General features: G+C 66.2%; 4 protein-coding genes. 2 read left to right on the top strand and 2 right to left on the bottom strand.

Features of this window, described 5'->3' with window-relative positions; translation table 11 throughout:
• Positions 1 to 670 (bottom strand): formyltetrahydrofolate deformylase (locus tag G455_RS0115300; RefSeq protein WP_028094500.1); only part of this gene is annotated, 670 nt, incomplete at its 3' end.
• A 422-nt stretch (positions 671 to 1,092) separates the two neighbouring features.
• Between G455_RS0115300 and G455_RS0115295 the strand changes: the two genes are divergently transcribed.
• Both G455_RS0115295 and G455_RS0115290 read left to right on the top strand, forming a co-directional pair.
• Positions 1,093 to 2,769 carry a thiamine pyrophosphate-dependent enzyme gene (locus G455_RS0115295; RefSeq protein ID WP_028094499.1) on the top strand — a complete coding sequence of 559 codons (1,677 nt, stop codon included), beginning with the start codon at positions 1,093 to 1,095 and terminating at the stop codon, positions 2,767 to 2,769.
• Positions 2,770 to 2,953: 184 nt separating this feature from the next.
• Entirely contained in the window at positions 2,954 to 4,159 is a 1,206-nt protein-coding gene (locus G455_RS0115290; RefSeq protein ID WP_028094498.1) for an NAD(P)/FAD-dependent oxidoreductase, read from the top strand.
• 36 nt (positions 4,160 to 4,195) lie between these two features.
• On the opposite strand, the gene G455_RS0115285 is transcribed toward G455_RS0115290, so the two are convergent.
• On the bottom strand, positions 4,196 to 6,046 hold the full coding sequence (locus G455_RS0115285; RefSeq protein WP_028094497.1) for a heavy metal translocating P-type ATPase: 1,851 nt from the start codon (positions 6,044 to 6,046) through the stop codon (positions 4,196 to 4,198).
• Positions 6,047 to 6,061 lie beyond the last annotated feature (15 nt).

Genomic DNA, 6,061 nt, shown 5'->3' with positions numbered 1-6,061 from the left:
CGGCGGTGACGTAATGCGACGTCGCCCCGATCAGTTTCACGCCGCGTTCATAGGCCTGCTTGTAGGGATTGGCCCCCTTGAAGGACGGCAGGAAGGAATGGTGGATGTTGATGATCCGGCCCGACATCTTCCGGCACATCTCGTCCGACAGGATCTGCATGTAGCGCGCCAGCACGATCAGCTCGGCCCCCGAATCCTCGACAACCTGCATGATCGCCGCCTCGGCCTGCGGTTTGTTCTCCTTGGTTACCTTGATGCAGTGGAAGGGGATGTCGTGGTTCACCACAACCTTCTGGTAATCCATGTGGTTCGAGATCACCGCCACGATGTCGATCGGCAGCGCCCCGATGCGCACCCGATAGAGCAGATCGTTCAGGCAATGCCCGAAACGCGACACCATGATCACGACTTTCATCTTGGTGTCCTCATCATGGAAGGCGAAATCCATGTTGAACGCCGTCGCCGTATCGGCAAAGCCCGCCTCCAGCGCTGCACGTTCGACGCCGGTCTCGGAGACGAAGCTGACCCGCATGAAGAACTTGCCGGTCTCAGGGTCGTCGAATTGCGAACTGTCGGTGATGTTGCAGCCCTGATCGGCCAGGTAATTGGCGATCACGGCGACGATCCCCCGGGTCGAGGGGCAGGTCACGGTCAGGCAGTATTTGATCATTGGGGGCTCCCGCGAAAGGTTGCATTGCTTCTGCAGCGAAATGCGTCACCGCATGCGCCAAGGTCAAGGACCGAGGGGCGGCAACCGTAGGAGCAGGCCCTGGCCTGTCCGGATCGGGAGGCGCTCCTGCTGCATCCAGAATGATAATTTCTCCATCTTCCCGATCGGCGGGGGGCTGGCGGCGACGAAAGTGACATCGAATGCGACCGGGTGTGCACAAAGCGGCGCCGGCGGGCAGCGATGTCGCGATATCCCGGGAAACCATTGTCCAGCACAGACGCGACGGGCCGCTTAGGCTTGGCCGGTTTTTCCGCCGCGTGGCCCCAGGCCCGAAGTCGTTTGCAAGGCTTGGTGCTTGTCTCCTCCGGGACAAGCGTGTTGTCTGGCCGAAATGGGGCCGGTTGCGAAGGGGAGACAGGATCATGACACGGAACGGTGGGCAGCTATTGGTGGAAAGCCTCGTCGCGCTGGGGGCACGCAAGGCCTTCGGGGTGCCGGGTGAGAGCTATCTCGCGGTGCTGGATGCGCTGCACGATACGCAGGGCCGGCTGGATTATGTGCTCTGCCGCAACGAGGGCGGCGCCGGCTTCATGGCTGCCGCTTACGGCAAGCTGACCGGCCAGCCGGGCATTTGCATGGTCACCCGCGGCCCGGGCGCCACCAATGCCTCGATCGGGGTGCACACCGCGATGCAGGATTCTGCCCCGATGATCCTGTTCGTCGGTCAGGTCGGCACCGACATGAAGGGCCGTGAGGCGTTTCAGGAGGTCGATTACAAGGCGGTGTTCGGCACCATGGTCAAATGGGCGGTGGAGATCGACCAGATCGACCGCATCCCGGAAATCCTGTCGCGTGCCTGGAACATGGCCGTTTCGGGCCGTCCGGGCCCGGTGGTGGTGGCCTTGCCCGAGGATATGCTGACCAGCCTGAGTGATATGGCGCCTCTGACCGGCCCGGTCGAGATCATGGAGCCGGCCCCTGCGGTGGCGGCGATGGAAAAGATGCGCGCCATTCTGGCTGAGGCCCGGCAGCCGGTGATCTTCTATGGTGGCTGCAACTGGCAGGGCGACAGCATGGCCCGCCTCCAGGCCTTTGCCGAGGCCTCCGACATCCCCGTGGTGGCGGTCTTCCGCTATCAGGATCAGCTCGACAACAATTCTCCGGTCTTCTGTGGCGAGGCCGGTGTCGGCATGGCGCCGCATGTCCGGCGCCTGGTGGCCGAGGCCGATGTGATCCTGGCGATCAATGCCCGGTTCGGCGAAAACTCGACTGATGGCTATACGCTTCTCGATGTGCCGCAGCCGAAACAACGGCTGATCCATGTGCATGGCTCGGATCTGGAGATCGGCAAGATCTATCGCCCCGAACTGGGCATTCAGGCCGGCCCCAACGCCTTTGCCGAAGCTTTGTCCGAACTGGCGCCGGTCACAGGCGATTGGGCCGCCTGGCGGGCAGAGGCGCGCGCCGCTTATGAGGCGGGTTTCGATCTGCCTGACCTGCCGTCGCCCGTCGACATGGGAAAGGTCTGCGCCCATCTGCGTGATGTGCTGCCCGAGGATGTGATCCTGACCAACGGGGCGGGAAATTTCACGGTCTGGTCGGGCCGGTTCTTCAGATTTGGACCGAAAGCGCGCCTGCTGGCGCCACAGTCGGGCGCGATGGGCTACGGCCTGCCGGCGGCGATCGCCGCCAAGGTGGCCAAGCCGGAAAAGACGGTGGTCTGTTTTGCCGGCGATGGTGATTTCCAGATGAATTGCACCGAACTGGCGACCGCGCTGCAGGCTGGTGCCCAGCCGATCGTTCTGATCCTGAACAACGGCATTTACGGCACCATCCGCGCGCATCAGGAACGCCATTATCCAACCCGGGTCTCGGGCACCACGATGGTCAGCCCGGATTTCACCATGCTCGCCCGCGCCTATGGCTTCCATGCCGAGCGCGTGGAGACCACCGAGGATTTCCCGGCGGTCTTCGCCCGGGCGCTGGCGTCGGAGACCGGGGCGGTGCTCGATCTCAACATCTCACCCGAGGCGCTGACCCCGCGCGTGACCCTCAGCCAGATGCGGGCTGCGGCCTTGGCGGCACAGGGAAACGGGTGAGAGGAGCGCCGGGAGCCATGACTATTTTCAAGGCGGATCGCCCTGGGAACTCTGGCCAGCCGGTGTGCTCCCCTAGCGCGATAGGGGCGAATCGCGCATGGATATCGTTGTCCGGAACGCTCTGCCGGCCCGGCGCCCGCAGTCGGCTCGAAGAACCTGGTCAGCCTGATGAAACGGAAGAGACATGAAGACACATTATGACGTGGTGATCGTGGGCGGGGCGGTGATCGGGGCCTCCATCGCCTATCACCTGATGCAGATGCCGGGGTTCGATGGCTCTGTCCTGGTGGTCGAACGCGACCCCAGCTTTGCCAGGGCCTCAACCTCGCTCTCGGCTTCGGGGATCCGGGTGCAATATTCCAACCCGATCAACGTCAAGGTCAGCCAATACGGGTTGGAGGTGATCCGCAATTTTGCCGAGATCATGCAGGTCGACGACGACAGGCCGGATCTGAACTTCCATTCCGGCGGCTATCTTTACCTGGCGCGCAGTGCCGAACAGGCGCAGACCCTGCGAGAGGCGCATGAGGTGCAGATCGCCTGCGGCGCCGATGTCGTGCTGTGGAACCGGGAGGAGCTGGCCGAGGCCTTCCCTCACCTCAGGGTCGAGGATATTCAGCTCGCCTCTTATGGGCGTTCCGGCGAGGGCTGGTTCAACAACACCGGCATCATGGCAGGGTTTCGCAAAAAGGCCCGTGCGCTGGGGGCAGAGATCCTGACCGACGAGGTGGTTGCCATTGCACGGGACGGGGCGCGGGTCGTTTCGGTGACGCTCAAGTCCGGCGCGGTGATCGGGGCGGGCACCGTGGTCAATGCCTCGGGGCCGCGGGCGGCACTGACGGCGCGGATGGCCGGGCTCGATGTGCCGATCGAGCCGCGCAAGCGCACGCTTTTCGTCTTCGACTGCGCCCAGACGCCCGAGGGCAGCGCCAGGGTGAATGATGGCCGACTGCCCTTGATGATCGACCCGACCGGCGTCTGGTGCCGGCCCGAGGGCAAGTACTTCCTGGCCGGTGGCGTGCCGGCGGAGGATCCTGCCGTCGATTGGGACGATTTCGAGCCGCGTTATGCCGAGTTCGAGGATCAGATCTGGCCGGCGCTGGCCGAACGCTCGGCACAGTTCGAGGCGATCAAGGTGGTCAACCAATGGGCCGGGCATTACGCCTATAACACGCTGGATCACAATATGATCGTCGGCCGTCACCCGGAGGTGGAGAATTTCATCTTCGCCAATGGCTTCTCGGGCCATGGGCTGCAACAGGGGCCGGCGACGGGCCGCGCTGTGGCGGAGCTGATCGCCTACGGCGAATATCGCACGCTCGATTTCTCGGACGTGGGCTATGAACGGGTGGTCGAAGGCCGCCCCTTCCTGGAAAAGGCGGTGATCTGATCGCGGGCTCCGTTCGCCGTGGCGGGCGGGGCGGCGTCAGGGCGTGGCTGGTTTGATCCGCAGGGCGCGTAGCGCGTTCAGGATCACCGCCACGTCGATCACCTCCTGCAACACGGCGCCCTCGACCGGGGTCAGCCAGCCGAGGGCCGCGGCGATCATTCCCAGCACCGACAGGCCGATGCCGGCCACCACGCTTTGCACTGCGATGGCACGGGCGCGGCGCGCGATCTCCAGCCCGGGGGCGAGCCCGTCGATCCGGTCCTGCACCAGCACCACGTCGGCGGCCTCGGCCGAGGCGGCGGCGCCGCGTGCGCCCATCGCCACGCCGACATCGGCAGCGGCCAGCGCTGGGGCGTCGTTCACCCCGTCGCCCACCATCATCACCGGGCCGGACTTGCCCTCGGTCAGCACCAGCAGCACCTTCTGATCAGGGCTGAGCCCGGAGCGCAGCCCGTCGAGGCCAAGGCCCCGGGTCACCCGTTCAGCCACCTCGCGGCGGTCGCCGGTGGCCAGCAGGATGCGCTCCACCCCCTGGTGCTTCAGTCCGGCCAGCAGCGTGCCGACCCCCTCGCGCAGCGGATCGGCCATCACCAGATGGCCGGCCATCTGCCCGTCGATCGCCACCGCCACCAGCACGGCGCCCGCGTCGAGCGCCGGGCGCGGCGGCACCGGCCCCTCGATCTGCGAGGCGACGAAATCCTCGCCGCCGACCAGCACGCGGCGCCCTTCGATCCGGGCCATGACGCCTTCGCCGGGATGTTCCTCCATCGCGCGCGGCAAGGGCAGGGACAGGCCGCGCGCCTGCGCCTCGGTCACGATGGCCTGGGCGACGGGGTGCTTGCTGGCCTGATCGGCGGCGGCGGCAAGGCGCAGGATGTCGTCCTCGGCCAGATCGTTCTGTGGGGTGATCTGGGTGATGCGCGGCCGCCCGTCGGTCAGCGTGCCGGTCTTGTCCAGGATCAGCGTGCGGATATGCGCCATCGCCTCCAGGGGGCGCGCGCCCTTGATCAATACGCCATATTGCGCCGCCCGGCTGAGTCCCGCGACCAGCGCCACCGGCACCGCCAGGATCAGCGGGCAGGGGGTGGCCACCACCAGCACGGCGACGGCGCGGATCGGATCGCCGGTCAGCGCCCAAGCGAGGCCGGCCAGCGTCACCGTCACCGCCAGAAAGCCGAAGGACCATTGATCGGCCAGCCGCGACATCGGCGCCTTGGATCGCTGCGCCTCCTCGACCAGGCGGACGATGCCGGCATAGGTGCTGTCCGCGGCGGGGCGGGTCACGGTCAGATCAAAGGCCTCGCCAGCGTTGGTGGCCCCGCTCAGCGCCTCCGCCCCCTCGGTCAGCCGCTGCGGCAGCGATTCCCCGGTCAGCGCCGAAGTGTCGAGAAAGGCCGTGTCCGAGGCCAGGGCGCCATCCGCCGGTACCACATCGCCCCGACGGATCAGCAGCCGGTCGCCGGGGACAAGCGCATCGAGCGGCACCTCTTCCAGCGTTTCGCCCTCATGGGTATAGCGGCTGGCGCTGCGTGGCACGCGTGACAGCAGATCCTGCATTTCGCGCCGGGCGCGGCCCTCGGCATAGCTTTCCAGAAACTGGCCGCCGGAATACATCACTGCAACCACGGCGGCGGCGAGGGTTTCGCCGAAGACCAGACCGGCGGTCATCGACAGTGCGGCAACGATATCGAGCCCTAGTTCGCCGCGCCTGAGGCTCTGGACGATCTCGACCAGCAGCGCGCAGAGGGCCGGCAGCACCCCCAACATCCAGACCATCCCGGCCAGCGCGGGCTGTCCGCCAGCGCGCAGGATCAGCCCCAGCAACAGGCCCAGACCGGCCAGGATCAGCAGGGCGGTACCAAGATGAGCGCGGCGGGGAACGTGCATGGGGGCATCCTCTGG

The sequence above is a fragment of the Pseudodonghicola xiamenensis DSM 18339 genome, from assembly GCF_000429365.1.
Lineage (GTDB): Bacteria > Pseudomonadota > Alphaproteobacteria > Rhodobacterales > Rhodobacteraceae > Pseudodonghicola > Pseudodonghicola xiamenensis.
This window is presented reverse-complemented; position numbering and strand designations above follow the sequence as displayed.

What these genes read in the sequence shown, in the direction of transcription:
- G455_RS0115295 (WP_028094499.1), top strand. Translation starts at nt 1,093, where the DNA reads ATGACACGGAACGGTGGGCAGCTATTGGTGGAAAGCCTCGTCGCGCTG.
- G455_RS0115290 (WP_028094498.1), top strand. Translation starts at nt 2,954, where the DNA reads ATGAAGACACATTATGACGTGGTGATCGTGGGCGGGGCGGTGATCGGG.
- G455_RS0115285 (WP_028094497.1), bottom strand. Translation starts at nt 6,046, where the DNA reads ATGCACGTTCCCCGCCGCGCTCATCTTGGTACCGCCCTGCTGATCCTG.